Here is a 1,690-nt window from a genome sequence, read left to right as displayed (position 1 = left end):
TCTGACGTAGCGGCAGCGATCCAAACGGCCCCGACCGGGCGCACCCCTCTCGGTTCAGACCGCGACACCTACCTGCAGCCAGTCCTGCGTGATCGGGACTGCCGCACCGATAGGTGATAGGTGGGGTCTTATGCCGGGAGGGTCACGGCGGGCTTCATCATGGTCTCGTACTCGATGGGGGTCAACCGCCCGAGACGGGCTTGTCGACGGCGCCGGTGATAGGTGCGCTCGGTCCAGGTGACGATCGCGATCCGTAGCTCATCCCGGGTCGTCCAGGACCGCCTGTCGAGGACGTTCTTCTGCAGCAGGGCGAAGAAGCTCTCCATGGCGGCGTTGTCCCCGGCCGCACCCACTTTGCCCATCGAGCCGACCAAGCCGTGCCGGTTGAGGGCATGGACGAATTTCCGGGATCGAAATTGCGACCCGCGGTCCGAATGAACGATGCAACCGGCCACATCCCCGCGCCGAGCAACGGCGTTCTGCAGTGCCTGGACGGCCAGCCGGGCTTTCATTCGCGAGTCGATGGAGTAGCCGACGATCCGCCCGGAGAAGACGTCTTTGATCGCGCACATGTAGAGCTTGCCCTCGGCGGTCCTGTGCTCGGTGACGTCGGTCAACCACAGCTGGTTTGAACCGCCAGCAGTGAAGTCCCGCTCCACCAGGTCATCGTGCACCGGCGGACCCGGCTTCTTCCCGTTCTTGCCGCGCTTCTTCCCGAACACCGACCACCAGCCGTTGTCCCGGCAGATCCGCCACGCGCTGCGCTCACACATCACCTCGCCGGCTTCCTTGGCCTCATCGACCAGGAAGCGGTAGCCGAACTCCGGATCGTCCTGATGGGCGTCGAACAACGCGTTCGCCCGGTACGCCTCGGCCAGCTCGGCGTCGGTGACAGGGTCCGCCAGCCAGCGGTAGTAGGGCTGGCGGGAGAGCTTGAGCACCCGGCACGTCACCGCGACGGGGATCCCGACGGCGGCGAGCTCCTTCACGAGCGGGTAGAGCCTTTTCCCGGCAGGTTCGCCTGGGACAGGTAGGCCGCCGCCCGTCGTAGGACCTCGTTCTCCTGCTCGAGCAGGCGGATCCGCTTCTTCAGCTCACGGTTCTCGGCCGACTCGGCTTTGGTTGTCCCAGGCTTCGCGCCGTCCTCGACGTCGGCCTGGCGCATCCACTTCGACAGGGTCATCTCATGGATGCCAAAGTCCTTGGCGATCTGCGCGAGCGTCACACCCTCTTCGCGGCTGCGGGCCACGCGCACGACGTCGTCACGGAACTCTTGGGGATAGGGAGCAGGCACAGCAACATCCTTCCAGGCCGCCCTGCGGGCAAGCCAGATCAGGTGTCACCTATTCGTGCGGCAGTCCCCATCTTGTTCCCGCTCGTCCTGATCGGCCTAGGGCGTGTCTGATAATGCTTCGAGGGTTGGGCTAAGACCCCGGATCCATTCTCAGACACGCCCTAGCGGAGAAGAGAGAGCAACCCCATGCCCGCCGAACGACTTGGCAGCATGCTCTGTCCATGTCCAGACGGGTGTGGCTTGCGCCGCTATATGGCGGGGTTCTGTCGGAGCTCAGTGGCGGCCTCCAAGCACGCGGGCCAGAGGGCGCTGCGAGTGAGGCTCACGTTCCGCAAGCCGATCCTTCACCGGGACAGCGGCCGACGGCAGGCCGGAGGAATAGGCGTCGCGATAGGG

1 protein-coding gene is annotated in these 1,690 nt (G+C 65.4%); it reads right to left on the bottom strand.

Annotation, left to right across the window (positions count from 1 at the left end; translation table 11 throughout):
- Positions 1–128: 128 nt before the first annotated feature.
- A protein-coding gene (locus tag DE149_RS11535; RefSeq protein WP_113914520.1) for an IS3 family transposase occupies positions 129–1,294 on the bottom strand; the annotation gives its coding sequence in 2 pieces (ribosomal slippage) (positions 129–1,007 and positions 1,010–1,294; 1,164 coding nt in all).
- Between the last annotated feature and the right edge of the window lie 396 nt (positions 1,295–1,690).

Origin of the sequence: Micrococcus sp. KT16 (genome assembly GCF_003315015.1) — a bacterium.
Taxonomy (GTDB): domain Bacteria; phylum Actinomycetota; class Actinomycetes; order Actinomycetales; family Micrococcaceae; genus Micrococcus; species Micrococcus luteus.
The sequence above is the reverse complement of the archived record's forward strand: the minus strand, read 5'-3'. Positions and strand labels throughout refer to the sequence as shown.